Origin of the sequence: Streptomyces sp. IMTB 2501, assembly GCF_001953885.1 — a bacterium.
Classification (GTDB): domain Bacteria; phylum Actinomycetota; class Actinomycetes; order Streptomycetales; family Streptomycetaceae; genus Streptomyces.
Map to the genome: position 1 here is coordinate 1 of NZ_MQUS01000009.1, position 24,626 is coordinate 24,626.

A 24,626-nucleotide genomic window follows, 5' to 3' on the forward strand; every position below is an offset into this window, starting at 1 on the left:
ATGCAGATGATCGTGGTGATGAAGTTGACCGAGCCGAGGATGGTGCCGAAGCCGGAGAAGGCCAGACCCATGATCCACATGTCGGCGCCGACGCCCGGCGAACGGACCGCGTCGGACAGCGGCGAGTAGGCGAACCAGCCGAAGTCGGCCGCGCCCTCCGGGGTGAGGAAGCCGCCCACCGCGATGGTCGAGCCGAACAGGTACAGCCAGTAGGCGAACATGTTCAGCCGCGGGAACGCCACGTCGGGCGCGCCGATCTGCAGCGGCATGATCCNNCGATCGTCTTGTGGTCGGTGGTCGTCATCCACTTGACCACGACATTGCCGGGCTGCTTGCGCCTGACCGGCAGCTCGTCCGCGTACGAGCCTTCAGCCGCCGCGGCACCCTGGGGTTCGTTGAGGATGCTCACAGGTTGTTCGTCTCCCGGTTCTTCTCGTGGCTCGTCTGCGCGATGCCGGCGGGAACGTAACCGGTCTGCCCCTTCTTGGCGAGGTCCTTGAGGTGCTGCTCGTACGCGGCCGGGGAGACGACCTTCACGTTGAACAGCATCCGGGAGTGGTCGACGCCGCAGAGCTCGGCGCACTTGCCGAGGAAGGTGCCCTCATGGTTGGGGGTCACCTGGAACGAGTTGGTGTGGCCCGGGATCACGTCCATCTTCATCAGGAACGGCACCACCCAGAAGGAGTGGATGACGTCACGAGAGGTGAGGACGAAGCGGACCGTCTTGCCCTTGGGGAGCCAGAGCGTCGGACCGGGGTTGCCCGTCTGCGGGTTCCGCGTGGCGGGCGTACCGACGTCGTAGACACCGCCGGCGTTCGCCGGGAAGTCCTTCTTGAACCGGTCTGGAATGGCGTCCAGGTTCTTGTCGGTCTTCGCGTCGCCGGGGACACCGGGGACGTTCTCGACGTAGTTGAAGCCCCAGCTCCACTGGAAGCCGACCACGTTGACCGTGACGTCCGGCTTCTTGGAAAGGTCCAGGAGCTTCGACTCGTCCCGGGCGGTGAAGTAGAACAGCACCGAGATGATGATGATCGGGACCACCGTGTACAGGGCCTCGATCGGCATGTTGTACCGGGTCTGCGGAGGTACCTCGACCTTGGTGCGGCTGCGCCGGTGGAACATGGCGCTCCACAGGATCAGGCCCCACACCAGCACGCCGGTGGCCAGCGCAGCAGCCCAGGAGCCCTGCCACAGGGAGAGGATCCGCGGAGCCTCTTCCGTGGTCGGGGTGGGCATACCAAGGCGGGGGAAGTCCTTGTATGTGCAACCGGTAGCGGTCGCCAGGACCAGGCCCGCGGTCAGTGCCTGCAGCAGCTTCCGCCGCATCGGGCGCCGCGGCGAGCGGTCGGAGCCGTTGGGACTCACGTAGCGCCTTCCCGAGAGTCTCGCCCGCGCGGTCGGCTGCGGCCTTCTCGCTGGTCGGTCGCCGCCCTGCGTCGGGCAGGGGTTTGGATGTTTATGCGGACCAAACCCTAGCCGACGCTCTCCGAGGGTTCGCGGGGAGGGGGGCATACGCGTCGCCTGTCACTCTGTTGGGGTTGGGATGGGTGCCCAATAGCTCGGGTTGTGGGGGTTTGATGGGCGGGTGCGGGTCGCGTTGTGGCTGGTCGCTCCCCCAAGTTCCCGGCTTCGCCCGAACCCGGGGGACTCCCGCCGCGGCGGAGCCCGCATATCGGGCACAGCCCCGCGCCCCTGGAATCGCGTCGGCGTTCTAACGTTGCTGTGTGTCCTACTTTGACGCTGCGTCCGGCGCTCCCCTGCATCCCGTCGCCCATCAGGCACTGATGGCCTCCCTCGACGAAGGGTGGGCCGATCCTGCCCGTCTGTACCGGGAAGGACGCAAGGCGCGGATGCTGCTCGACGCTGCTCGGGAGGCGGCTGCCGAGGCTGTCGGCTGCCGGGCGGACGAGGTGGTGTTCACGGCCTCGGGGACGCGGGCCGTACACAGTGGAATCGGGGGCGCGTTGGCCGGGAGGCGGCGGGTGGGGTGCCACCTGATCGTGTCGGCGGTCGAACACTCCTCCGTACTTCATTCGGCGGAGGCGTTCGAGGCGGACGGGGGGACGGTGACCCGGGTGCCGGTGAACCGGGGCGGTGCCGTGGACCCGTCGGGCTATGCGGCTGCCCTCCGTACGGACACCGCGCTGGCCGTCCTGCAGTCGGCCAACCACGAGGTGGGGACCGTACAGCCGGTGGCCGAGGTGGCCGAGGTGTGCCAGGCCGCCGGCGTGCCGCTGCTGGTGGACGCGGCGCAGTCGCTGGGGTGGGGGCCGGTCGAGGGCGCCTGGTCGCTGCTGACGGCCAGCGCGCACAAGTGGGGCGGGCCGTCCGGGGTCGGGCTGCTCGTCGTGCGCAAGGGGGTGCGGTTCGCCGCCCAAGGCCCGGCCGACGAGCGGGAGTCGGGGCGGGCGCCGGGGTTCGAGAACATCCCGGCCATCGTGGCGGCCGTCGCCTCGCTGCGCGCGGTGCGGGCCGAGGCGGCCCAGGAGTCGGTACGGCTGCGGGAGCTGACGGAGCGGATCCGGGCTCGGGTGCCGCGGCTGGTGCCGGATGTGGAGGTCGTCGGCGACCCCGAGCGGCGGTTGCCCGGGATCGTCACCTTCTCCTGTCTCTACGTCGACGGCGAGGCGCTGCTGCACGAACTGGACCGCGAGGGCTTCTCGGTCTCCTCCGGCTCCTCGTGTACGAGCAGCACGCTGACGCCCAGCCACGTCCTGAAGGCGATGGGTGTGCTGAGCGAGGGCAACGTCCGGGTGTCCCTGCCGATGGGGGCCGCCGAGGAGGATGTGGAGCGGTTCCTGGAAGTGCTCCCGGGGACCGTGGCGGGCGTCCGCGAGAAACTGGGCGCACCGGCCCCCGAGACGGTCGTACAAGCCGAGGAGCTCGTCGTCGACTCTCTCGGCAAGCGCTGCCCGATCCCGGTCATCGAACTGGCCAAGGTGTTCGGTGACGTACCGGTGGGCGGCACGGTCCGGGTCCTCTCCGACGACGAGGCCGCCCGTCTGGACATCCCGGCGTGGTGCGAGATGCGGGGGCAGGAGTACGTCAGGGAGGAACCGGCGGACAAGGGAACGGCATACCTGGTCCGCCGGGTGAGGTGACCGGCCTCAGGGGCGCTCAGCCCAGGTGGGCCTGAACCTCCTGGGCGGCGTCATCCCCGTACGCCTTGGTGAACCGCTCCATGAAGTGCGCCCGCCGCAACCGGTACTCCTGCGTCCCCACGGTCTCGATGACCAGCGTCGCGAGCATGCAGCCCACCTGAGCGGCGCGCTCCAGCGAGACACCCCACGCCAGTCCCGACAGGAACCCGGCGCGGAAGGCGTCGCCGACACCCGTGGGGTCGGCCTTGCGCTCCTCCTCGGCGCAGCCGACCTCGACCGGGTCCTCGCCGGCCCGCTCGACGCGTACGCCGCGCGAGCCCAGCGTGGTGACGCGGTGGCCGACCCTGCCCAGGATCTCGGCGTCGCTCCAGCCGGTCTTGGTCTCGATGAGGCCCTTCTCGTACTCGTTGGAGAACAGGTACGTCGCGCCGTCCAGCAGGACGCGGATCTCGTCGCCGTCCATCCGGGCGATCTGCTGGGAGAAGTCGGCGGCGAAGGGGATCTCGCGGGAGCGGCACTCCTCCGTGTGGCGGAGCATCGCCTCCGGGTCGTCGGCGCCGATGAGGACGAGGTCGAGGCCGCCCACCCGGTCGGCGACGGTCTTCAGCTCGATGAGGCGGGCCTCGCTCATCGCGCCGGTGTAGAACGAGCCGATCTGGTTGTGGTCGGCGTCGGTGGTGCACACGAAGCGGGCGGTGTGCAGGGTCTCGGAGATCCGGACCGACTCGGTGTCCACACCGTGCCGGTCGAGCCAGGACCGGTACTCGTCGAAGTCGGAGCCGGCCGCGCCGACCAGGATCGGCCGGGTGCCGAGCTGGCCCATGCCGAAGGCGATGTTCGCGGCGACGCCGCCGCGGCGCACGTCCAGATTGTCGACCAGGAAGGAGAGCGAAACCGTGTGCAGCTGGTCCGCGACGAGTTGGTCGGCGAAACGGCCGGGGAAGGTCATGAGGTGGTCGGTGGCGATGGAGCCGGTGACTGCGATGCGCACGACGGGAAATCTCCTGCGGGAGGCTGGATTGACAGTTCACGCTACCCGGTCGGGCGTCGGCACTGTAGGCGGCGAAACTACCCGATAGTAGATCTTTCTTCGCGGCCTTGAGCAGGCCTACGGTGCGTTCATGACGAATCTCAGATTCCGTTCCGCCGACCTGGCCGAGTTCGAGGGCGATCTCGCCGCGCTGCGCGGTGACTGCGCCCGGATGGCTCCGCACTGGACGGTCCCCGAGCACTCCGAGTCCCGGCCGGTGCCGCCGTCCCTGATCCACGGGGTGACCGTGCCGGCGAAGTCCGCGCGGCTGCTGGACGCGATGTCCGACTACGGCGACTGACGCGCGGGCGCGTTTCGCAGGGAACCGCACGCTCCCCTCCCGCGTCCCATCGCCGTCCCCCACGCGGGGGATGCGGGATACGACCAGCGAGGAGCGATGCGGTGAACACCGAGGGATCCGAGAACCGCGAGCACCCCGACGGCTCCGGGCATGCGGAGAGCGCCGCGAGCCAGGAGGGTGCGGCGGACCTGCCGGGTGGGCGGCGCCGGTCGAGGTTCGCCGTTGTCTCCGTCGCCGCGGCCGTACTGCTGGTCGGCGGTGGTGGTGCCTACCTCGCGGCGGGCAGCGGCGCGGGCGGTCGTACGGGCGGCCCCGGTACGGCGGGCGGCGGTGCCACTCCCCCACCGCTCGCCCTGGACGGCTTCAGCGGCGGCACGGGCGGCATCGCTCCGGGCGAACCGGACCCGTACGGCGCCACCTATGTGGCCGCCGGTGAGCTGCCGGCCGGTCCCGGCTCCGCCCCGGTGTACGCGCCGAAGGGCGAGGTCGGCAAGGACGCGGTGGCCCGGCTGGCCAGGGCGCTCGGTGTCGACGGCACGCCGGTGGCCGAGGGACCGGTCTGGCGGGTCGGCGGCAGGGACGGCTCCGGGCCGAGCCTGCAGGTGAACCGGGACGCGCCGGGCAGCTGGACCTTCAGCCGGTATGCGCCGGGCACCGACGACTGCAGGAAGGGTGACCTCTGTACGCACGACCCGATGGCCCCCACCGGTGCCCCGGTGAGCGTGGCGAAGGCGACCGCGGCCGCCTCTCCGGTGCTGAAGGCGGCCGGGCTGGACGACGCGAAGACCGACGCGAGCCAGGTCATGGGCGCCCAGCGGGTGGTCAACGCCGAGCCGGTGGTCGGCGGGCTGCCGACGTACGGCTGGACGACCGGCCTGACCGTGGACAAGCAGGGCGAGCTCGTCGGCGGGCACGGGCTGCTCGGGGCGCCCGTGAAGGGCGACACGTATCCCGTGCTGAGCGCCGTGAAGACGCTGAAGCTGATGGACGCGGCGCCGAAGGACGACCACCGGATGGGGATCGGCGGCTGTACCAGTGCCGTGTCACCGAAGGACCGGCTGGAGCAGCCCTGCACCGGCTCCACCGGGGTGCCCAAGCAGGGAGCGGACCGGGTCACCGTGGCGAAGGCGGTGTTCGGGCTGGCCGCGCACTCCGTCGCCGGGCGGCAGACGCTGGTGCCGTCCTGGCTGTTCGAGGTGCGGGAGCCGGCGGGCCAGGGCACGTCCACGGTGACGTATCCGGCGGTCGATCCCCGGTACGTGGCCTCGGCGACGGCTCCCTCCGGCGGGCCGAGCACGGCGCCGAAGCCGCACGGTGTGCGGGTCACCGGCTACACAGCCGACGACCGGGAGCTGAACGTGAGCTTCTACGGCGGGGTGTGCGCCGACTACAAGGCCTCGGCGAAGGTGAGCGGCGACCGGGTGACCGTGACCGTCATCGAGCGGCCCTGGCCGGACAAGGTGTGCGTACTGATCGCCAAGGAGTACGTGAAGACCGTACGGCTGGCCGCGCCGCTCGGCGGACGGACAGTGGTCGGCGACGACGGCGCCCGCATCCCCCAGGCCAAGCCGGGCTCGCTGCGCCCGGATACGTCGGCACAGGCTCGTTAGCCTCCAGGCGTCCGACGAAGGCGGCGGCCCCCGTGCAGGGGGCCGCCGCCTTCGTCAGACCGTCGGACAGTGGCCCGTGGCCACCGGTCCCCCGGCTCAGCTGAAGGAGTCGCCGCAGGCGCAGGAGCCGGTCGCGTTCGGGTTGTCGATCGTGAAGCCCTGCTTCTCGATGGTGTCCACGAAGTCGACGGTGGCGCCGCCCAGGTACGGAGCGCTCATCCGGTCCGTGACGACCTTGACCCCGCCGAAGTCCTTCTCCACGTCGCCGTCGAGCGAGCGCTCGTCGAAGAAGAGCTGGTAGCGCAGGCCGGAGCAGCCGCCGGGCTGGACGGCGACACGCAGCGCGAGGTCGTCGCGGCCTTCCTGGTCGAGCAGGGCCTTGACCTTGGCCGCGGCGGCGTCGGTCAGGATGATGCCGTCGGTGACGGTGCTGGTCTCGTCCGATACGGACATCTACATCTCTCCCGGGTTGTACGGAGACTGCTTGCCGACGAGTGCAACCGGCGCTTCCGCGGATTCATTCCGGGCCGGGCAGTCGCGTTGTCGCGTTTTTGCTTCCGCTTTCATGCTCGCACATGCCCCACGGCGTCGGCAGCGGCCTGTGGAGGGACCTGAGCGGGATTCACGTCACATCGACGTTATGGCCATCGTCAAAGTGACGTGAACCAGTTATGATAGATAGCGTCAGTTAGACGAAAAGTAGAAAGGGTGCGTGTCGTGACCACCGCCCAGACCCCGGAGCTCGACGTGCAGCCGACTCCGCTCGCCCTGCTGCTGCTCGGCCGTGAGGCCGACCCGAAGAGCGAGCGGGGCGTCGAGTGCCCCGGCGACCTGCCTTCGCCGTCCGACCCGGACCTGGTCGCGCGCGCCCGCGCGGCCAAGGAGAAGCTCGGCGACAAGGTCTTCGTGCTCGGCCACCACTACCAGCGCGACGAGGTCATCCAGTTCGCGGACGTCACAGGCGACTCCTTCAAGCTGGCCCGGGACGCGGCCGCGCGCCCGGAGGCCGAGTACATCGTCTTCTGCGGTGTGCACTTCATGGCCGAGTCGGCCGACATCCTCACCTCCGACGACCAGAAGGTCGTCCTGCCCGACCTCGCTGCCGGCTGCTCGATGGCCGACATGGCGACGGCCGAGCAGGTCGCCGAGTGCTGGGACGTCCTGACCGAGGCCGGGATCGCCGAGCAGGTGGTCCCCGTCTCGTACATGAACTCCTCCGCCGACATCAAGGCGTTCACCGGCAAGCACGGCGGCACGATCTGCACCTCGTCGAACGCCAAGCGCGCCCTCGACTGGGCCTTCGAGCAGGGCGAGCCCTCGACAACGAAGGTGCTGTTCCTGCCCGACCAGCACCTCGGCCGTAACACCGCGGTCCGGGACATGGGCATGTCCCTGGACGACTGCGTGGTCTACAACCCGCACAAGCCCAACGGCGGACTCACCGCGGAACAGCTGCGGGCCGCGAAGATGATCCTGTGGCGGGGTCACTGCTCGGTGCACGGCCGCTTCAGCCTCGAATCGGTCGACGACGTGCGCGCCCGCATCCCCGGGGTGAACGTCCTGGTCCACCCGGAGTGCAAGCACGAGGTCGTGGCGGCGGCGGACTACGTCGGCTCGACCGAATACATCATCAAGGCCCTGGAGGCCGCCCCGGCCGGCTCGAAGTGGGCCATCGGCACGGAGCTGAACCTGGTCCGCCGGCTGGCGAACCGTTTCGCACCCGAGGGCAAGGAGATCGTCTTCCTCGACAAGACGGTCTGCTTCTGCTCGACCATGAACCGCATCGACCTGCCCCATCTGGTCTGGGCGCTGGAGTCCCTGGCCGAGGGCAGCCTGGTCAACCGGATCGAGGTCGACAAGGAGACGGAGGCGTTCGCCAAGCTGGCGCTGGAGCGGATGCTCGCCCTGCCGTAGGGCTCAACAGCACGAATGCAGGGGCTCGGCCCGCAGGACGCGGGCCGAGCCTCGGTGTTCGCAGGAGTGCTCAGACGCCGGCGGGCTCCAGGGCCTTCTCCTGCTCGGCCTCCTTCTTGGCCGTCCGCTTCTTCGCCCGGCGCTCCTTGCGGAGCTCCAGCATCGCGTAGAGCGTCGGGACCAGGAGCAGGGTCAGCAGGGTCGACGTGATCAGGCCGCCGATGACGACCACCGCGAGCGGCTGGGCGATGAAACCGCCCTCGCCGGTGACGCCCAGCGCCATCGGCAGCAGGGCGAAGATCGTCGCCAGGGCCGTCATGAGGATCGGGCGGAGACGGTGTCGGCCGCCCTCGATCACGGCCTCGACCACGCCGTAGCCCTGCCCTCGGTACTGGTTGATCAGGTCGATCAGCACGATCGCGTTGGTCACCACGATGCCTATCAGCATCAGCATGCCGATCATCGCCGGGACGCCCATGGGGGTGCCGGTGGCGACCAGCAGGCCGATCGCGCCGGTCGCCGCGAACGGGATGGAGACCAGCAGGATCAGCGGCTGGGCCAGCGAACGGAAGGTCGCGACCAGCAGCATGAAGACGATCGCGATCGCCGCCAGCATGGCCAGGCCCAGGTTCTTGAACGCGTCGTTCTGGTCCGACGTCACGCCGCCGATCTCGGCCTTCGCACCGGCCGGAAGCTTCAGCTCCTTGAGCTTCGACTGGAGCTTGGTGCTGATCGCACCCGTGTTGTCACCGGTCGGCTTGGCCGTGATGGTCGCGGCACGCCGCCCGTCGATCCGGGTCAGCGACACCGGGCCGTCCACCAGCTGCACCGTGGCGATGTCGCCGAGCTTCACCGGGCCGAGGCGCAGCGCCTTCAGCTGTGCCAGCGTGGTCGCGGGCTTCGCCGAGCGCACCACGACATCGCGCTCGGTGTCGTCGAGGATCGCCTTCGCCGCCGTCGTACCGCGCACGGCCTGCGCGACCGCCGCGCCGAGCTTCTGGTCGTCGAACCCGGCCGCGGCCGCCTTGGCGTTGGCCTTCACCGAGATCCGCGGCACGCTGGTCGAGAGGTCGCTGGTGACGTCCGTGACGCCGTCCAGGCCGGCGACCGTGGAGCGGACCTGCTCCGCCGCCGTGCTCAGCGCCTGCGGGTCGGACGCCTTGACCACCACGCTCAGGTTCTGGTTGCCGAAGCCGCCACCGGCCGACACGGTGGTCGTACCGATGCCCTGGAGCTTCTTCAGGCCGTCCTCGATGTGCTTCTGCACCTTGTCGTACGACTTCGAGTCCTTCAGCATCACCTGGTACGACGCCTGGTTGGTATCGGTGCTGCCGCCGAAGGCCGCCATGAAGCCGGAGGAGCCGACGGTGACCTGGTAGTCCTTGACGCCGTCGGTGGATGCGAGGAGCTTCTCGACCCGCTGGGCCTGCCGGTCCGTCTCGGCGAGGCCGGTGCCGGGCTTCAGCTCCTGCTTGACGGTGAGGACCTCCTGCTCACCCTGGTCGAAGAAGTTCGTCTTGAGCAGGCCGCCCATGCCGAACGTGACGACGAGGACCACGATCGCGATGAGCACGCTGGTGAGGCGGCGGCGCGTGGCGAAGCGCAGGACGGGGACGTAGGCGCGCTGGAGGCGGCTGTTCGCCTCCTTCTCCTCGGCCCGGCGGCGGGCCTCCGCCGTGTCCTCGGGGGTGCCCTTCGGAGCGCGCAGGAACCAGCACGACAGCACCGGGACGACCGTCAGCGACACCAGCAGGGAGGCCAGCAGGGCCGCCGTCACCGTGATGCTGAACGAGCCGAACAGGGCGCCCACCATGCCGCCGACCAGGCCGATCGGCAGGAACACGGCGACGGTGGTGAGGGTGGAGGAGGTGACCGCGCCGGCCACCTCGCGCACGGCGTTCAGGATCGCGTCCCTGCGCTCCTCGCCGTAGCCGAGGTGCCGCTTGATGTTCTCCAGGACCACGATCGAGTCGTCGACGACGCGGCCGATGGCGATGGTCAGCGCGCCGAGCGTGAGCATGTTCAGCGACAGGCCGCGCGTCCACAGCACGATCAGGGCGAGGACGACGGACAGCGGGATGGACACGGCCGTCACCAGCGTCGAGCGGATCGACGCGAGGAAGACCAGGATGACCATGACCGCGAAGAGCAGGCCGAGCGCGCCCTCGGTGGTCAGACCCTTGATGGACTTCGAGACGGCCGGGCCCTGGTCGCTGACGACCGTGAGCTTCGCGCCGGAGCCGAGCTGCTCGCGCAGGTCGGCCAGCTTGTCCTTGACCGCGCCGGAGATGGTGACCGCGCTGCCGTCGTGGTCCATCGTCACGTTGACGGCGAGACTGGGCCGGCCGTCGGTGCGGGTGATGGAGTCGGCCGGGGCCGGCTGCTCCTTGACGGTGGCCACGTCACCGAGGCGGACGGGCTTGCCGCCGCTCTCGCCGGTGACCATCAGGTCCTGGATCTGCCCCAGCGAGGTGAAGCCGCCGCCGACCTGGACGGCGTGGTTGGCGCCGTTCTCGTCGAAGGAGCCGGCCGGGACGGTCGCGCCGCCGGCCTGCAGGGCCTGGCCGAGCGCGGCGGGGGTGAGGCCCGCCCGGGAGAGCGCGGCGTCATTCGGGGTGACCGTGACCTGCAGGTCGCGGACGCCGGTGACCTGGACACGCCCGACGCCGGAGATGTCCTTCAGCGTCGGTACGACGGTCTTGTCCAGCTGGTCGGCGAGGGCCTGCTGGTCCTTGTCGGAGGTGACGGCGAGGACCACGGTCGGCATGTCGTCGGTGGAGCCGGAGACGACCTGCGGATCGACGCTCGCCGGGAGCTGGTTGCGGGCCCGGTTCACGGCCTGCTGGACGTCGGAGACGATCTGCTTGGTGTCGTTGCCGTAGTCGAAGGACGCCATGATCACGGCGTTGCCCTCACTGGCGGTCGAGGTGACACCCTTGACGCCCGAGACGCCCTGGAGGTTGTTCTCGATCGGCTCGACGACCTGCTTCTCGACCACATCGGGCGAGGCACCCTGGTACGGCGCGATCACCGACACCATGGGCAGGTCGATGGTGGGCAGCAGCTGCTGCTTGATCTGGGGTATCGCGATCAGCCCGAAGACGAGCGCGACGAGCGACATCAGGCCGATCAGGGCCCGTTGCCGGAGGCTGAATCTCGACAGCCAGGACATGGATGAGGGTCTCTCTTCTGGGAGCGGCAGACCCTCTCACCCTGAGCCATCACAGAGAGCCGAACCGTAGGCCCAGGGTCCATTTCCTTATCCGGGCCCTACTGCGCCCGCAGTACGCCCGGGTGGAGATCAGTCCATCCTCGGACGCACCAGCCCGGACTCGTACGCGATCACGACGAGCTGCGCCCGGTCGCGCGCGCCCAGCTTGGCCATGGCCCGGTTGACGTGCGTCTTCACCGTCAGCGGGCTGACCGCCAGGCGCTCGGCGATCTCATCGTTGGAGTGCCCGCCGGCGACCTGGACCAGCACCTCGCGCTCGCGGCCGGTGAGCGCGCCGAGCCGCTCCGAGCGGGCCGGGTCACGGCCGTCGTCACCGTCGCCCTGAGCGAGGAAGCGGGCGATCAGCCCCTTGGTGGCGGCGGGTGACAGCAGGGCCTCACCGCCCGCCGCGACCCGGATGGCGTTCAGCAGCTCCTCCGGCTCGCTGCCCTTGCCGAGGAAGCCGGAGGCGCCCGCGCGCAGGGACTGGACGACGTAGTCGTCGACCTCGAAGGTGGTCAGGATGACCACGTGGACCTGAGCGAGGGAGGGATCCTCGCTGATCATCCGGGTCGCGGCAAGCCCGTCCGTCCCCGGCATCCGGATGTCCATGAGGACGACGTCGGGGCCCTGCTCCTTGGCCAGCCGGACCGCTTCGGCACCGTCGGAGGCCTCCCCGACCACCTCCATGTCGGGCTCGGAGTCGACCAGCACCCGGAACGCGCTGCGCAGCAGTGCCTGGTCGTCGGCGAGCAGGACACGGATCGTCATGCGGGTTCCCCCGGGGCCGTCGTACGGGTCTTGAGGGGCAGGATCGCATGGACGCGGAAGCCGCCGCCGTAGCGGGGTCCGGTGGTGAGGGTGCCGCCGAGGGCGGTGACCCGCTCGCGCATGCCGAGCAGTCCGTGCCCGCCGCCGGCCCCGGGCACCCCGGCCGCGCCCGAGCCGTCGTCCAGGACGGTGACCTCGATGTTCGGTCCCACGCGTACGACGCTGACCTCGGCCTTGGCATCGGGCCCCGTGTGCTTCTGGGCGTTCGTCAGGGCTTCCTGGATGATCCGGTACGCGGCCAGGTCGACGGCGGCAGGCAGTTCGGTGCCCTGGTCGGCGCGGGCGACCGCCACCGGCAGGCCCGCGTTGCGGAAGGTGGCCGCCAGCTCCTCCAGGCGGCTCAGGCCGGGGGCGGGCTCGGTCGGAGCCTCGGGGTCGCCGGACTGGCGGAGCAGGCCGACGGTGGCGCGCAGCTCGTCGAGGGCGGAGCGGCTGGCCTCGCGGACGTGCGCGAGAGCCTCCTTGGCCTGGTCGGGCCGCTTGTCCATGACATGCGCGGCCACCCCGGCCTGCACGTTCACCAGGGCGATGTGGTGGGCGACGACATCGTGCAGATCGCGGGCGATCCGCAGCCGCTCCTCGGCGACCCGGCGGCGGGCCTCCTCCTCACGGGTGCGTTCGGCTCTCTCGGCCCGCTCCCGGATGGCCTGGACGACCGCGCGCCGGCTGCGTACGGCGTCCCCGGCGGTGGCACCGATGCCGGTCCAGGCGAGCACGCCGAGGTTCTCCTGCGCGTACCAGGGCAGGGGGCCGCCGAGCATGGCTGCGGCGGTCAGCACGGTCATGGTGAGCAGGCCGACGCGCCAGGTGGTGGTGCGGTCGGTGGTCGAGGCGACGGTGTACAGAGCGATCACGGCGGACATCGTGACCGGGGCGCGCGGGTCGCCGGTGACGCACTCGATCACGGAGAGGGTGCCGGTGGCGGCGAGGACCGCCTTCGGGGCGCGGCGGCGGAAGACGAGGGCGGCCGCGGAGAGGACCATGAGGAGCAGGCCCTGGGGGTCGGGTGTGCGGACGCCCCAGGTGACGCCGTTGTTCCCGCTCGGGGTCACAAAGGATCCGGCGACCATGCACACCAGCACGCCAGCGGCGATGGCCGCGTCCAGGGCCCAGGGGTGGGCCTTGAGGCTGCAGCGGGCGCGGTCGAGAGTGCTCACGACTATGAACAGTACGGGTGCCGTGTCGGTGCCCTGTACTGGCGTGCGGTTCGCTCACCGGCGCTCGCAAGCCACGACGGACCCGCAGCCGCCGGAGCACCACGCGCCCCGGGCTGTCAGGCGTCCAGCCGCCGAACCCCTCGCAGAGACCGGCTCAGCCCGGGATCAGGCCGTCGTCGCTGAGCATGTCCCGGACCTGCTCCAGCGATGCGTCCGGTGCCGGAAGGATCAGCTCCGAGGGCTCCAGGGCGTCGGCCGGCAGAGGCGTGCCGAGGCGGCGGACGGAGTCGAGGAGGGCGCCGAGTGTGTGGCGGAAGCCGGCCTCGTCGCCGCCCTCCACCTCCTCCAGCAGCTCGTCGTCGAGCTTGTTCAGCTCGGCGAAGTGGGAGTCGGCCAGATCCCACTGGCCCTCCCCCATGATCCGTACGATCACGTCGGCCTCCTCGGCTCGGGCCCCGGTGCCGGACTACTGCTTGTCGAAGCGCGGGGTGTCCTGCGGCTGCTGCTGGGTCTGCCCCTGGCCGGTGCCGCCCTCGATGGCCTGCTGCGGGGAGCCTCCGGCCAGCTCGGCCTTCATGCGCTGCAGCTCCAGCTCTACATCCGTACCACCGGAGATGCGGTCCAGCTCGGCGGCGATGTCGTCCTTGGCCATGCCGGTCGGGTCGTCCAGGGCGCCGGAGGCGAGCAGCTCGTCGATGGCGCCGGCCCGGGCCTGGAGCTGCGCGGTCTTGTCCTCGGCACGCTGGATGGCGAGGCCGACGTCGCCCATCTCCTCGGAGATACCGGAGAACGCCTCGCCGATCCGGGTCTGGGCCTGGGCGGCGGTGTAGGTGGCCTTGATGGTCTCCTTCTTCGTACGGAACGCGTCCACCTTGGCCTGCAGGCGCTGGGCCGCCAGGGTGAGCTTCTCCTCCTCGCCCTGGAGGGTGGCGTGCTGCGTCTCAAGGTCGGTGACCTGCTGCTGGAGGGCGGCGCGCCGGGACAGCGCCTCGCGGGCCAGGTCCTCGCGGCCGAGCGCGAGCGCCTTGCGGCCCTGGTCCTCCAGCTTGGTGGACTGCTGCTGCAACTGGTTGAGCTGGAGTTCCAGGCGCTTGCGGCTGGTCGCCACGTCGGCGACCCCGCGACGCACCTTCTGCAGCAGCTCCAGCTGCTTCTGATACGAGTAATCGAGGGTCTCGCGCGGGTCCTCGGCCCGGTCAAGGGCCTTGTTCGCCTTCGCGCGGAAGATCATCCCCATACGCTTCATGACACCGCTCATGGGCTTCGCGCGCCCCCTTCTGACGGACTCCAGCTCACAGATCCTGCGACAGGTCCCACAGTACGGGCCCTGACTCCATTACCGCACTGTTCGGGGACGGATACGCTCATCCCCAAGGACGACTGCGGACGGTATCGCTCCGGCGTGAGGAGTAGGTGGTCCTCGGGGTGGGCCTTTTCGAGGTTCCTCGGTGACCGCCGGGTGAAGCGCCTGCAACGTCCCCTCTGTCCCCCTACAGACGTCCGGTGTTGCCGGATCGTTCCCCGCCGGGCTGGGGTCCATGCCGGTGCAGCCCGTACCCTTGGGTTTTGTGTTCCGTAGCCGTGCCAAGGACGAGAAGGCCTCCGCCGACAAGACGCCGGTAGCCCTCTCCAAGCAGCCCCGTGACCCGCAGGCCCCGAAGGGCAGGCCCACGCCCAAGCGCAGTGAGGCCCAGACCCAGCGGCGCAGCGTGGCCAACACGCCGACCAACCGCAAGGAGGCCGCCAAGCGTCAGCGCGAGGACCGGCGCCAGGCCCTGCAGCGGCAGCGCCAGGCGCTGGCCACCGGTGACGAGCGCTATCTGCCCGCCCGGGACAAGGGCCCGGTGCGCAAGTTCGCCCGCGACTGGGTGGACTCGCGGTTCAACGTGGCGGAGTTCTTCCTGCCGCTCGCCGTGGTGATCCTCGTGCTGAGCGTGGTGCGGGTGCCGGCGATCCAGTCGATCGCGCTGCTGATGTGGCTGGTGGTGATCGTGCTGATCGTGGTGGACGCGGCGATCAGCGGGTTCCGGCTGAAGAAGCGGCTGAAGGAACGGTTCCCGGACGCGAACACGCGCGGCGCGGTCCCGTACGCCCTGATGCGGTCCCTGCAGATGCGCCGGCTCCGGCTGCCGAAGCCGCAGGTCAAGCGCGGAGAGCGGCCCTGAGCTCAGACGCCTTCACCGGGGGCGCGGCAAAGGCCTGGCTGAACAAGCTGGGCCGGCTGCGGGATGTCGTACGACAGGAGCTGGTGGCCCGGCAGCTCGACGAGCAGATAGCCGGGCGGTTCCCGGTCGGGCAGCGGCTGCGGGTGCTCGACGTGGGCATGGGCCAGGGCACGCAGGCGCTGCGGCTGGCCCGGCTCGGCCATCAGGTGACCGGGGTCGAGCAGGACCCGACGATGATCGCCGCCGCGCGTGAGGCGCTGGCCGCGCAGCCGGAGGGCATCCGCGCGCGGGTGCGGCTGGTGCAGGGCGACGGGCGCGACACCGGTGTGCACTTCCTGCCGGGCAGCTTCGACGTGGTGCTGTGCCACGGTGTGCTGATGTACGTCGAGGAGCCGGACCCGCTGCTGGCGGGGCTGGCCCGGATGCTGGCGCCCGGCGGGCTGCTGTCCCTGCTGGTCCGCAACGGCGACGCGCTCGCCCTGCGGCCGGGCCTGTCCGGGGACTGGGCGGGCTCCCTGGCCGCCTTCGACACCACCGCGTATCGCAACCGCCTCGGCCTGGACGTCCGGGCCGACCGGCTGGCCGGCCTCACTGCCACGCTCGCCGGGATCGCGGCCCCGCTGCACGCCTGGTACGGCGTGCGGGTCTTCACGGACACGGCCACGGACGACACGCCGATCCCTGACGACCTGGAGACACTGCTGGCCGCCGAGGAGCGGGCCGGTCGCACCGACCCCTACCGCGGGGTGGCGGCGCTGCTCCACCTGTGCGGCGTACGGGGCTGATCCCGTTCGGGGGAACACCACGGGCCGGTCGATCACCGTGCGGTGAGACTCGGGGTATGGACGCTTCCCGTACCCCTGCCCTGGGCAAGGCCGTGTCTGCCGCCGCGCTGGTGTGCTGCGCCCTCCTCGCCGTCGGCTGCTCACCGGCCGCCGATCAGGCCGCACAGGACACCGACAGAGCGCCGACCGGGCGGGCGGCCGTGCCGATGGCCGCGAACGATCTGCAGGACCAGTACCAGAAGGTCATCAAGGAGGTCCTGCCGTCGGTCGTGCAGATCCAGGCGCGCCACGACCTGGGCTCCGGGGTGGTGTACGACGACAAGGGCCACATCGTCACCAACGCGCACGTGGTCCGGGCGGAGAAGACCTTCAAGGTGACCGCGGCCAACAACGAGGAGCCGCTCACCGCGCGCCTGGTGTTCTCCTACCCCGAGCAGGACCTGGCCGTGATCAAGCTGGACAAGGTGCCGGCCGGGCTGAAGGCGGCGACGTTCGGCGACTCCGAGAAGGTGGATGTCGGCCAGATCGTGCTGGCCATGGGCTCCCCCCTCGGACTGTCGTCCAGCGTGACCCAGGGCATCGTCTCGGCGACCGGGCGGACCGTCAGCGAGACCGCGGGCGGGGGTACGGGCGCGACCATCGCGAACATGGTGCAGACCTCGGCCGCCATCAACCCCGGCAACAGCGGCGGCGCCCTGGTCAACCTGGACGGTCAGGTCATCGGCATCCCGACGCTCGCCGCCGCCGACCCCGCCCTCGGGGGCAGCGCGGCGCCCGGCATCGGGTTCGCGATCCCGGCGTCGATGGTGAAGACGATCGCCGGGCAGATCGTCAGGGAGGGCAAGGTCGTCGACTCGGGGCGGGCCGCGCTCGGCATCACCGCGCGGACCGTCGTGGACGACCGCTACCAGCCCGCCGGGGCGGCGGTGGTCAGTGTCAAGAGCGGCGGCGCGGCCGACCAGGCGGGCCTGGCGCCGGGCGACGTCATCACCAGGCTCGGAAACGAGCCGATCACCACCGTCACCTCGCTCTCGGAGGCGCTGGCGGCGGACAAGCCGGGCCAGCGGACAACGGTGACCTACCAGCGTTCCGGCGCCGAGAAGTCGGCGAAGGTGACGCTCGGCGAGCAGTGAGGGAGCGAGGCGGGAAGGGGTACGACCCCGGGCCGTACCCCTCGGGGCGGCTGGCGCCTGTCCGGCGGATCAGGTCGCAGGAAATCGACGGCACCCCGTCTGGATCCGTCGGACAAGCCCTAGGCCGCGTCGGCGTGCAGGCTCATCGGCCCGTAGATCTCGGTGCCCTCCTCGAACAGCCGCACCTGGTCGGCCCCGCCCTCCAGCAGCGCCTTCCAGTGCTCCCCGATCCAGGACTCGGCATCCCCCTGCGTGGTGAACTCCTCGGGCTGCACCGCGGGCTGGACCTCCGTCCCGTCGGCCTTCTCGAACCGCCACGTCCATGCCGTCATCCGGTCCTCCTTCGATCCGACACCTGCTGGAAGACTAGCCGGAAGCGCAAGACCTGAACGGACAGGCGAAAATCGACCCGTGGAAGTGACTCTGCTCGGTACCGGTGCCCCGGCCGGACTGCCCCGGCCCGACTGCCCCTGCGCCGCCTGCGCGACCGCGCTGGGGCCGGATGCCCGGGCAGCGACGGCCGTACTGGTGGACGGGACGCTGCTGCTCGACCTGACACCGGGCGTGGCGTTCGCGGCGGCGCGGGCCGGGCATTCGCTGGGCGGCGTACGGCAGGTGCTGCTGTCGCATCCGCACGACGGGCCGTCGGTGGAGGTGCCGGCCGGGCTGCCGCAGCCCGGGCGAGTGCCGGACGGGCGGGAGTTGGCGCTGCTGACGGGGCATCGGGTGCGGGCCGTGGCGATGGACGCGGGCGGCACCGGGTACGCGGTGACCGGGCCGGACGGACAGCGGCTGCTGTATCTGCCGCCGGGCGGGGCGCCGGCCGGTCTGGAGGCGGCGACGGCGGAGTCGTACCACCTCGTCCTCGCGGACGTCGTGGGCCGCCCGGACGCGTTGGCCCGGCTGCGGGCGGTGGGTTCGGCCGGTGCGACGACGGATGTGGTCGCCGTCCATCTCGACCACGACGTGCCGCCGGGCGCGGAGTTGCGGCGCCGGCTGGCGGCGGCCGGGGCGCGGGCGGTGCCGGACGGTGCGACGCTGGCGGTCGGCGCGTACGAGGACGTACCGGACGTGCCGCGCCGGACGCTGGTGCTGGGCGGGGCGCGCTCGGGCAAGTCGGTGGAGGCCGAGCGACGGCTGGAGTCCTTCCCGGACGTGCTGTACGTGGCGACCGGCGGGACGCGGGGCGGGGACAGCGAGTGGGCGGAGCGGGTGGCCGTGCACCGGGAGCGGCGGCCGGGATCGTGGCGTACGGCGGAGACGACGGATCTGGTGCCGCTGTTGCGGGAGGACGGGCCGCCGTTGCTGATCGACTGTCTGTCGCTGTGGCTGACGGATGTCATGGACTCCGTGGGGGCGTGGGACGACGCGGAGTGGGCGGGCGGTGGGGAGAAGGCGCTGCGGGAGCGGGTGCGGGAGCTGGCGGCCGCCGTGCGGGGTACCCGGCGGACCGTTGTCGCCGTGTCGAACGAGGTGGGGTCGGGGATCGTGCCGGCGACCGCGTCCGGGCGGCGGTACCGGGATGAACTGGGGCGGCTGAACACGGCGTTCGGGGCGGAGTGCGAGCAGGTGGTGCTGGTGGTCGCCGGTCAGGCGTTGGTGCTCCGGGGTTGAGCGGCGCCGGGTGCCGCGGCGGGACCACGCACTCGCGGTCAGCGGACGGCCTTGCGCGCCACGATTCTGTACGCGTTGGAAAAGGGAGTGCGGCGGACGAACGGCGCCAGGACGTGGTCGAGGGCGGACGCCACGTCCAGCAAGGGTGCTGCGGCAAACCTCAGCAGGGCGTGGGGAGCCGAGGCCAGGGCGACGGCTCCCGAGAGGTCGTAGGGGATGTGCGGGGCGTGGCGGTCCGTGATGAGGATCGCGCAGCCCAGCGCCTCCAGTTCCGCGCGCAGGTTGGGCAGGGGCATCAGGTGGAGGTGGCGGGGCTGGCCGTGGGGGAGCCACCATCTGCCGAGGAGGGCGGCGAACGCGCTGCGTGGGTTGGCGACTTCCAGGACCAGGTGGCCGCCGGGGCGCAGCACCGTCAGGGCCGCGCGGAGTTCGGCGCGCGGGTCGGGGGTGTGCTCCAGGTGGCGGAACATGCTGACCACGTCGTAGCGGCCGCGCAGCCGGGCCGCCGTCCCGGGGGTGGCGAGGTAGCCGCGGTGGGCCTCCTCGACCCGCTCCTCCAGCTGCGCCTGCTGCACCCGGGCCGTCGGGTCCAGGCCGTCGAAGCTCGTGTACGGGAAGAACTCCTTGGCCGCCTCGGGAAAGCCGGCGTGGCCCGTGCCCACGTCCAGCCAGCTCTCCGCCTCGGCCAGCGCCGACAGCTTGTAGGCGGTGGCGCGGTGCCGGCGGCGGACCGCGCGGGTGGACAGCACCCGGGCGGTGAACTCCTCCAAGTGCCGTACGTAGAAGTCCCGGTGGTAGAAGGCGAGCCCCTCCGCCGTGAGCCGGGGGTTCTGGAAGGCGTGGCCGCAGTCACGGCACTGGTCGAGGACGAACCTGCCCGGCCGGTGGCGCAGCGGGTCGCCGGCCCGCACCCGGGTGCGCAGCCGTGCGGAGCCGCACCAGGGGCAGTTCTCGCGGCGCGGTTCCAGGAACGGGTCAAAGGACCGCGCGAGGGTCTTCGGGGTGACGGGCGAGGTCGGCATGGGCTGCTCCCTGAGCGACATTCCACGACAAAACGGAAAGTATGGGATCCAGATCTTGGGTGCAATGACGTCGTAGGGGTGTGGTGGCCATGTGGCGCGGAAGCGTTCGTTCTCTGGCGGTACTGTTCGGCGAATGAGCAGGCTTAATCTGGACGACTTCACCGATCTGATCGAGCGCCCGGACGGGGGCGTGCGCCGTGACGCCGAGGCCCGACGGGAGCGCCAGATCGTGCCGGGCGGGGCGCTGGGCCGCCTCGACGAGCTGGGCGAGTGGCTGGCCGCCGCACAGAGCGCCGTACCGGTACGGCCCATCGAGCGGCCGCGGGTGATCCTCTTCGCCGGTGACCACGGCATCGCCGAACTGGGTGTCTCGGCACGGCCCGCGGGCGGCGCGGAGCAGCTGGTCCGGGCGGTGCTGGAGGGTGCGAGCCCGGTGTCCGTGCTCGCACGCCGGCAGGAGGTGCCCGTGCGGATCGTGGACATGGCCCTGGACTGCGCACCGGACGCCTTCCCGGAGGACGTCGCACGGCACCGGGTGCGGCGCGGCAGCGGCCGTATCGACATCGAGGACGCGCTCACCCTGGACGAGGCCGAGGCGGCGCTGCGCGCGGGTGTCGCGGTCGCCGACGAGGAGGCCGACTCGGGTACGGACCTGGTGGTGCTCGGGGACGTCAGCGTGGGCGGGACCACGGCCGCGGCGGTGCTGATCGCCGCGCTGTGCGGGACCGACGCGTCGGTGGTGACCGGGCGGGGCGGGTTCGCGATCGACGACCTGGCGTGGATGCGCAAGTGCGCGGCGATCCGGGACGCGCTCAGGCGGGCACGGCCGGTGCTCGGGGACCAGTTGCAGCTGCTGGCGACCGTGGGCGGGGCCGACCTCGCGGCGATGACCGGCTTCCTGCTGCAGTGCGCGGTGCGGAAGCTGCCGGTGATCCTGGACGGCGTCGTGGCCGCCGCCTGCGCGCTGGTCGGGCAGCGCATCGCCTTCCGGGCGCCGGACTGGTGGCTGGCCGGGCACGACAGCGGGGAGCCGGGGCAGGCGAAGGCCCTGGACCGGATGGCCCTGGAGCCGCTGCTGGAGCAGGGCGTGAAGGTCGGCGAGGGCACGGGAGCCCTGCTGGCGCTTCCCCTGGTACGGAGCGCTGCCGCGCTGGCTGCCGAGCTTCCCGAGAAGCCGGAGGCCGAGAAGGAGCCGGAGGAGAAGGAGCCGGAGGAGAGGGAGAGCGAGTAGTCGGGTTTCGGCCGGTTCGGCACCCCCCACTGTCTCAAGGGTGCGGGAGGACCGGCGGAAGCCACGGGCGGAGCCCCAGGGGACAGAGGGCGCCCCGGCGGAAAAGTGCGGTTCGTCAGGGCAGCGCCCATATGATCCTGACCCATGGGAGATGCCCGAAATGCCGCGCCGTCACAAGCCGAGCCGGGGCGCCCGGTTGAGGAGGGGCGGCGGTCGGCCGGGGCCTCCCGGCGGGCCGCCGCAGTCGCCGTCTGGTATCTGCGGACCATCGCCTTCATCAACTTCCTGAGCGCGGTCTGGGTCTCGCTCGGCCAGGACGTGCGCCGGCACAACCAGGACGACTTCTTCACGCCGTATCTGCTGACGGCCGGCTTCGCCTCGGGTGTCTTCACCACGTTCCTGGCGATCACCATGCGGCGCAGAAAGCGCGCCGCCTGGATCCTCAACCTCGTGCTCAGCGGGCCCTTCCTCGTTCTGTTCGCGTTCGCCATGGTCTTCCCGGAGCTGCGCCGGTACGCACAGAACTGGATCTCGCTGGGGCTCACGGCCGCCTTCGTCGGCGCGCTGGTCGTGGGCCGGCGCGAGTTCTACGCCAAGGGCGACCGGTCCAACCCCCGGCTCGCGGCCACGGTCGCGGTCTGCGGCGGGCTCACCGCGAGCCTGCTGGCCGGGCTGCTCGTGACGGTCACCAACCAGGCGCCGGACGCGGCCAGTTCGACCTTCCTGGAGCGCTGGCACTACGGCACCCTGCGGCTCGTGTCGGTGGCGGCCGACGAGTCCCGCTTCCCGGGCATCGACCCGCCGAACTGGACCAACGTCACGATCAACGTGCTCAGTACGGCCCTCGTCCTCGCCGTGCTCTACGCCGCCTTCCGCTCCCGGCGCGCCGTCGACCCGCTCACCGAGGACGACGAGAAACAGCTGCGGGCCCTGCTGGAGCGGCACGGCGAGCGGGACTCGCTGGGCTACTTCGCCCTGCGCCGGGAGAAGAGCGTGGTGTGGTCGCCGACCGGGAAGGCGGCCGTCGCCTACCGGGTGGTCGGCGGGGTGAGCCTGGCGTCCGGGGATCCGCTCGGCGATCCGGAGGCGTGGCCGGGCGCGATCGCGCCGTGGCTGGCCGAGGCGCGGGCGCACGGGTGGATCCCGGCGGTGATGGGGGCGAGCGAGGAGGCGGGCACGATCTACGCCCGGCACGGTCTGGGCGCCCTGGAACTCGGCGACGAGGCGATCGTGGAGGTCGCCGACTTCACGCTGGAGGGCCGGGCGATGCGAACGGTCCGCCAGGCCTACAACCGGGTGAGGCGGGCCGGGTACCAGGTGCGGATCCGGCGACACGAAGACATCCCAGACATCCCAGATGTCACGGCCGTCCCAGCGGACTCGGCGGACTCGGCGGACTCGGCGGACTCGGCGGACGAGATGGCGTATCTCGTCGAGCGGGCGGACGACTGGCGGGACGGGGCGACCGAGCGCGGCTTCAGCATGGCGCTCGGCCGGCTCGGGGACCCCGAGGACGGGCAGTGCGTGATGCTGGAGTGCACGGACGCCGAGGGCCGGCTGCGCGCCCTGCTGTCGTTCGTGCCGTGGGGGCCGCACGGGCTGTCCCTGGACCTGATGCGCCGTGACCGGGACTCCGACAACGGGCTGATGGAGTTCATGGTCATCGAACTGCTGCGGCGGGCCGGCGAGATCGGGATCACGCAGGTCTCACTCAACTTCGCGATGTTCAGGTCGGTCTTCGAACGTGGTGCGCGCCTCGGTGCCGGTCCGGTGCTGAGGCTGTGGCGGTCGCTGCTCAGCTTCTTCTCCCGCTGGTGGCAGATCGAGTCGCTGTACCGCGCCAACGCCAAGTACCGGCCCATCTGGGAGCCGCGGTTCCTGCTCTTCGAGAAGAGCGCGGACCTGCTGCGCATCGGCCTCGCCGCGGCCCGTGCCGAAGGCTTCCTGGAGGCGCCGGGACTGCCGAAGTGGCTGCACCGCAGGCACCTGGACACGCACCGATGAGGAACATCCGATGAGAACGCTCGCCCGCTGGGCCCGTGAGGAGTGGGGGCTGCTGTACGTCACCGTACGGGAAGCCCTGCTGAAGCGGCGCCTGCGGGCGGTGCCGATGACGCTCGGGGCGGTGTGCCTGACGTCCCTTCTGCAGTATGTGCAGAACCGGGAGTGGGGCTACCAGTTCGTGCAGAACGTGGGCGCCGTACGGGCCGAGGACCCGCTGGGACTGGCCCTGCTCCGCACTCCCCTGTCGCTGTACGTGCCGGCGCTGGATCTGCCGGTGTGGGGCGCGCTGGCGCAGATCCTGCTGGTGTTCGGGATCGCCGAGGTGGCCATCGGCTGGTGGCGGACGCTGGTCATCGCCTACGTCGCCACGCTCGCCGGCACCCTGTACGCGCGCGTCGGCATCTCGCTCGGCGCACACGCCCCGTTCGGGCTGCCGTGGACGGACGCGCAGGTGGTCGACACCGGCCCGTCGGCGGCCGTGGTGGGGCTCGCCGTGTTCGTGGCCTGGCGGTACGGCGCCTATATGACGGCGGGCGCGGTGACCTTGGCCATGGTGGCCGAGGTGCTGATCAAGGAGAACCTGGCGGGCAAGGAACATCTCGCCGCGCTGATGGCGGTGGGGCTGCTGTGCCTGATCGTGGCCGTGCGGCACCGCCGCGGGCACGGGCTGCGGCTCCGGATGCGGCGCGGATACGGCCGGCTGACGCGGCGCGGTCAGCGGCGGTCGGGCAGCCGGACCGGACGCGGGTCGGGTTTGCCGCCGATCAAGTCGTGAAGGGCGCGGCGCGGCTTGGCCCAGCGGCGGTCGTGGTGGTAGGCGCGCAGGGCGGCCTTGGCGCGGGCGCGCGGGCGGCGGCCGTAGAAGCGGCGGGCCCACGGGGAGTCGGGGCGGGCCAGCCGGACGGCGCCGACCAGCGCGACCAGCGGCACGACCGCGCCGAAGACCGCGATGCGCGTCTTGCCCTTGCTCAGGGCGACGAGCGCGAAGAGGAAGTTCACGCCGATGGTGGTGAGGGCACCGCCGCGGTCCTGAAGTTCCTCCGGGGACAGGTCGTTGACGCCGAACGGGGAGAATCCGGCGAGCAGCAGCCCGACGAGCGCGGCGGTGAGCACGACGACCTCGACGCTCTTGCGGCCCTCCTCGCTCCAGTAGACGTCGTCCAGGTGCAGGATCAGCGCGAACTCGTCCAGCACCAGCCCGGCACCGATGCCGAACACGACGGCGGCGACGGCCCCGCCCGCGCCGTGCCGGTCGCTGGCCACGGCGCCGAATCCGCCGACGACGGTGAGGACGACGCCGGGCACGACGTGGTGGATGTGCAGCCCGCCCGCCTTGACGTTGCCGAACGGGCCCTTGCCGGCCCGGATCAGGCGGGTGATCACGCGCGTGACGACGAAGGTGAGCACGAAGGAGGTGAGGGCGAGCAACAGCGGGAGCTTGCCCGGTTCGACGATGTTCCGTACCCACCAGTGCCCCATATGCGCACCTTATCCCCGGGTGCGGCGGGCGGCTCCGC

22 protein-coding genes and 1 pseudogene are annotated in these 24,626 nt (G+C 71.3%); 11 read left to right on the forward strand and 12 right to left on the reverse strand.

The window, feature by feature from the left end:
• Both AV521_RS17035 and coxB read right to left on the reverse strand, forming a co-directional pair.
• Positions 1 to 409, reverse strand: a pseudogene (locus AV521_RS17035) (cbb3-type cytochrome c oxidase subunit I); the annotation flags it as partial.
• The gene (coxB, locus tag AV521_RS17045; RefSeq protein ID WP_076089234.1) at positions 406 to 1,365 is read right to left on the reverse strand and encodes a cytochrome c oxidase subunit II; all 960 of its coding nucleotides are present in this window, start codon (positions 1,363 to 1,365) and stop codon (positions 406 to 408) included. The pseudogene AV521_RS17035 and the gene coxB, both read right to left, overlap by 4 nt.
• A 359-nt stretch (positions 1,366 to 1,724) precedes the next feature.
• Between coxB and AV521_RS17050 the strand changes: the two genes are divergently transcribed.
• Complete coding sequence (locus AV521_RS17050) at positions 1,725 to 3,101, forward strand: cysteine desulfurase/sulfurtransferase TusA family protein (RefSeq protein WP_076089236.1); 1,377 nt, start codon at positions 1,725 to 1,727, stop codon at positions 3,099 to 3,101.
• Positions 3,102 to 3,117: 16 nt separating this feature from the next.
• Here the strand turns inward: AV521_RS17050 and AV521_RS17055 are convergent, their stop codons facing one another.
• On the reverse strand, positions 3,118 to 4,092 hold the full coding sequence (locus tag AV521_RS17055; protein WP_076089238.1) for a carbohydrate kinase family protein: 975 nt from the start codon (positions 4,090 to 4,092) through the stop codon (positions 3,118 to 3,120).
• Positions 4,093 to 4,222: 130 nt separating this feature from the next.
• Here AV521_RS17055 and AV521_RS17060 point away from each other — a divergent pair, with 130 nt between their 5' ends.
• Together AV521_RS17060 and AV521_RS17065 are read left to right on the forward strand one after the other, a co-directional pair.
• Positions 4,223 to 4,432 carry a hypothetical protein gene (locus AV521_RS17060; protein WP_076089240.1) on the forward strand — a complete coding sequence of 70 codons (210 nt, stop codon included), beginning with the start codon at positions 4,223 to 4,225 and terminating at the stop codon, positions 4,430 to 4,432.
• A gap of 101 nt (positions 4,433 to 4,533) precedes the next feature.
• On the forward strand, positions 4,534 to 6,042 hold the full coding sequence (locus tag AV521_RS17065) for a hypothetical protein (RefSeq protein ID WP_076089242.1): 1,509 nt from the start codon (positions 4,534 to 4,536) through the stop codon (positions 6,040 to 6,042).
• A gap of 96 nt (positions 6,043 to 6,138) precedes the next feature.
• Here the strand turns inward: AV521_RS17065 and AV521_RS17070 are convergent, their stop codons facing one another.
• Positions 6,139 to 6,495: an iron-sulfur cluster assembly accessory protein gene (locus tag AV521_RS17070; protein ID WP_076089244.1), complete on the reverse strand. Its 357-nt coding sequence runs from the start codon at positions 6,493 to 6,495 to the stop codon at positions 6,139 to 6,141.
• Positions 6,496 to 6,759: 264 nt separating this feature from the next.
• Here AV521_RS17070 and nadA point away from each other — a divergent pair, with 264 nt between their 5' ends.
• Positions 6,760 to 7,956, forward strand: coding sequence for a quinolinate synthase NadA (nadA, locus tag AV521_RS17075; protein WP_076089572.1), 1,197 nt, complete (start codon positions 6,760 to 6,762; stop codon positions 7,954 to 7,956).
• A 70-nt stretch (positions 7,957 to 8,026) separates the two neighbouring features.
• Here nadA and AV521_RS17080 read toward each other — a convergent pair whose 3' ends face one another.
• From AV521_RS17080 to AV521_RS17100, 5 genes are all read right to left on the reverse strand, one after another.
• The gene (locus AV521_RS17080; RefSeq protein WP_076089246.1) at positions 8,027 to 11,128 is read right to left on the reverse strand and encodes an efflux RND transporter permease subunit; all 3,102 of its coding nucleotides are present in this window, start codon (positions 11,126 to 11,128) and stop codon (positions 8,027 to 8,029) included.
• Positions 11,129 to 11,257: 129 nt separating this feature from the next.
• On the reverse strand, positions 11,258 to 11,938 hold the full coding sequence (locus AV521_RS17085) for a response regulator transcription factor (RefSeq protein ID WP_076089248.1): 681 nt from the start codon (positions 11,936 to 11,938) through the stop codon (positions 11,258 to 11,260).
• Positions 11,935 to 13,155: a histidine kinase gene (locus tag AV521_RS17090; protein ID WP_076089250.1), complete on the reverse strand. Its 1,221-nt coding sequence runs from the start codon at positions 13,153 to 13,155 to the stop codon at positions 11,935 to 11,937. Before AV521_RS17090 ends, AV521_RS17085 begins: the two co-directional genes overlap by 4 nt.
• A 154-nt stretch (positions 13,156 to 13,309) precedes the next feature.
• Positions 13,310 to 13,588 carry a hypothetical protein gene (locus AV521_RS17095; RefSeq protein WP_076089252.1) on the reverse strand — a complete coding sequence of 93 codons (279 nt, stop codon included), beginning with the start codon at positions 13,586 to 13,588 and terminating at the stop codon, positions 13,310 to 13,312.
• A gap of 33 nt (positions 13,589 to 13,621) precedes the next feature.
• The gene (locus AV521_RS17100) at positions 13,622 to 14,413 is read right to left on the reverse strand and encodes a PspA/IM30 family protein (protein WP_076089254.1); all 792 of its coding nucleotides are present in this window, start codon (positions 14,411 to 14,413) and stop codon (positions 13,622 to 13,624) included.
• 280 nt (positions 14,414 to 14,693) lie between these two features.
• Here AV521_RS17100 and AV521_RS17105 point away from each other — a divergent pair, with 280 nt between their 5' ends.
• The 3 genes from AV521_RS17105 to AV521_RS17115 all read left to right on the forward strand — a co-directional run bounded on the left by AV521_RS17105 (position 14,694) and on the right by AV521_RS17115 (position 17,238).
• Complete coding sequence (locus tag AV521_RS17105) at positions 14,694 to 15,320, forward strand: DUF3043 domain-containing protein (protein ID WP_107480938.1); 627 nt, start codon at positions 14,694 to 14,696, stop codon at positions 15,318 to 15,320.
• Positions 15,321 to 15,403: 83 nt separating this feature from the next.
• Entirely contained in the window at positions 15,404 to 16,105 is a 702-nt protein-coding gene (locus AV521_RS17110; RefSeq protein WP_076089258.1) for a bifunctional 2-polyprenyl-6-hydroxyphenol methylase/3-demethylubiquinol 3-O-methyltransferase UbiG, read from the forward strand.
• Between the two features lie 56 nt (positions 16,106 to 16,161).
• A complete protein-coding gene (locus AV521_RS17115) occupies positions 16,162 to 17,238 on the forward strand; it encodes a S1C family serine protease (RefSeq protein WP_076089260.1) in 1,077 nt (358 codons plus the stop codon).
• Between the two features lie 119 nt (positions 17,239 to 17,357).
• On the opposite strand, the gene AV521_RS17120 is transcribed toward AV521_RS17115, so the two are convergent.
• Positions 17,358 to 17,570, reverse strand: a complete 213-nt coding sequence (locus AV521_RS17120; protein WP_076089262.1) for a hypothetical protein — start codon at positions 17,568 to 17,570, stop codon at positions 17,358 to 17,360.
• Positions 17,571 to 17,649: 79 nt separating this feature from the next.
• On the opposite strand from AV521_RS17120, the gene AV521_RS17125 reads away from it, so the two are divergent.
• Positions 17,650 to 18,852, forward strand: coding sequence for a bifunctional adenosylcobinamide kinase/adenosylcobinamide-phosphate guanylyltransferase (locus AV521_RS17125; protein WP_076089264.1), 1,203 nt, complete (start codon positions 17,650 to 17,652; stop codon positions 18,850 to 18,852).
• A gap of 38 nt (positions 18,853 to 18,890) precedes the next feature.
• On the opposite strand, the gene AV521_RS17130 is transcribed toward AV521_RS17125, so the two are convergent.
• Positions 18,891 to 19,874 (reverse strand): class I SAM-dependent methyltransferase, encoded by a 984-nt coding sequence (locus tag AV521_RS17130; protein ID WP_076089266.1) that lies wholly within the window; start codon positions 19,872 to 19,874, stop codon positions 18,891 to 18,893.
• Positions 19,875 to 20,007: 133 nt separating this feature from the next.
• On the opposite strand from AV521_RS17130, the gene cobT reads away from it, so the two are divergent.
• From cobT to AV521_RS49300, 3 genes are all read left to right on the forward strand, one after another.
• Positions 20,008 to 21,105 carry a nicotinate-nucleotide--dimethylbenzimidazole phosphoribosyltransferase gene (gene cobT / locus AV521_RS17135; protein WP_076089268.1) on the forward strand — a complete coding sequence of 366 codons (1,098 nt, stop codon included), beginning with the start codon at positions 20,008 to 20,010 and terminating at the stop codon, positions 21,103 to 21,105.
• 144 nt (positions 21,106 to 21,249) lie between these two features.
• Positions 21,250 to 23,109: a phosphatidylglycerol lysyltransferase domain-containing protein gene (locus AV521_RS17140; protein ID WP_076089270.1), complete on the forward strand. Its 1,860-nt coding sequence runs from the start codon at positions 21,250 to 21,252 to the stop codon at positions 23,107 to 23,109.
• A gap of 10 nt (positions 23,110 to 23,119) precedes the next feature.
• Entirely contained in the window at positions 23,120 to 23,884 is a 765-nt protein-coding gene (locus AV521_RS49300) for a hypothetical protein (protein ID WP_179023164.1), read from the forward strand.
• Here the strand turns inward: AV521_RS49300 and AV521_RS17155 are convergent.
• Positions 23,824 to 24,588 carry a hypothetical protein gene (locus AV521_RS17155; protein WP_076089274.1) on the reverse strand — a complete coding sequence of 255 codons (765 nt, stop codon included), beginning with the start codon at positions 24,586 to 24,588 and terminating at the stop codon, positions 23,824 to 23,826. The genes AV521_RS49300 and AV521_RS17155 overlap by 61 nt on opposite strands.
• Between the last annotated feature and the right edge of the window lie 38 nt (positions 24,589 to 24,626).

What these genes read in the sequence shown, in the direction of transcription:
- AV521_RS17080 (WP_076089246.1), bottom strand. Translation starts at nt 11,128, where the DNA reads ATGTCCTGGCTGTCGAGATTCAGCCTCCGGCAACGGGCCCTGATCGGC.
- AV521_RS17130 (WP_076089266.1), bottom strand. Translation starts at nt 19,874, where the DNA reads ATGCCGACCTCGCCCGTCACCCCGAAGACCCTCGCGCGGTCCTTTGAC.
- AV521_RS17085 (WP_076089248.1), bottom strand. Translation starts at nt 11,938, where the DNA reads ATGACGATCCGTGTCCTGCTCGCCGACGACCAGGCACTGCTGCGCAGC.
- AV521_RS17140 (WP_076089270.1), top strand. Translation starts at nt 21,250, where the DNA reads ATGGGAGATGCCCGAAATGCCGCGCCGTCACAAGCCGAGCCGGGGCGC.
- AV521_RS17120 (WP_076089262.1), bottom strand. Translation starts at nt 17,570, where the DNA reads ATGACGGCATGGACGTGGCGGTTCGAGAAGGCCGACGGGACGGAGGTC.
- AV521_RS17060 (WP_076089240.1), top strand. Translation starts at nt 4,223, where the DNA reads ATGACGAATCTCAGATTCCGTTCCGCCGACCTGGCCGAGTTCGAGGGC.
- AV521_RS49300 (WP_179023164.1), top strand. Translation starts at nt 23,120, where the DNA reads ATGAGAACGCTCGCCCGCTGGGCCCGTGAGGAGTGGGGGCTGCTGTAC.
- AV521_RS17070 (WP_076089244.1), bottom strand. Translation starts at nt 6,495, where the DNA reads ATGTCCGTATCGGACGAGACCAGCACCGTCACCGACGGCATCATCCTG.
- AV521_RS17105 (WP_107480938.1), top strand. Translation starts at nt 14,694, where the DNA reads ATGCCGGTGCAGCCCGTACCCTTGGGTTTTGTGTTCCGTAGCCGTGCC.
- AV521_RS17100 (WP_076089254.1), bottom strand. Translation starts at nt 14,413, where the DNA reads ATGAGCGGTGTCATGAAGCGTATGGGGATGATCTTCCGCGCGAAGGCG.
- AV521_RS17115 (WP_076089260.1), top strand. Translation starts at nt 16,162, where the DNA reads ATGGACGCTTCCCGTACCCCTGCCCTGGGCAAGGCCGTGTCTGCCGCC.
- cobT (WP_076089268.1), top strand. Translation starts at nt 20,008, where the DNA reads ATGAGCAGGCTTAATCTGGACGACTTCACCGATCTGATCGAGCGCCCG.
- AV521_RS17155 (WP_076089274.1), bottom strand. Translation starts at nt 24,588, where the DNA reads ATGGGGCACTGGTGGGTACGGAACATCGTCGAACCGGGCAAGCTCCCG.